Origin of the sequence: Pseudomonas sp. 2822-17, from assembly GCF_002742485.1 — a bacterium.
GTDB classification, from domain to species: Bacteria; Pseudomonadota; Gammaproteobacteria; order Pseudomonadales; family Pseudomonadaceae; genus Aquipseudomonas; species Aquipseudomonas cyclaminis.
Genome location: NZ_LJRZ01000952.1, coordinates 1 through 232, shown reverse-complemented (window position 1 = coordinate 232; position 232 = coordinate 1). Strand labels below are relative to the sequence as shown.

The 232-nt window shown below is 39.2% G+C and carries 1 protein-coding gene; it reads left to right on the top strand.

Annotated elements, in window-relative coordinates; all coding sequences use genetic code 11:
• A partial coding sequence (locus AOA60_RS33710; protein WP_218241012.1) for a hypothetical protein occupies positions 1-232 on the top strand: 232 nt, incomplete at both ends.

The window sequence follows — 232 nt, the reverse complement described above, 5'->3', positions numbered from 1 at the left end:
CATTTCAAGAGGTAGAATATAGATCGTTTCAACTAGGTGACCTGTTTGACGATCATATTGGAAAACCTCTGGAACAAGTGCAAGAGATGATCTCAAGGGACGAATATGTAGATCAATTCCACGCCGAGGTAAGGCAAGGCTTTAGACAAAATGATATTAGAAGGCACCAGGAAGAGGATCAAGTATATTTCATTTCAGAAAATGATATTCCTTACATTTGGGAGCATCTGTG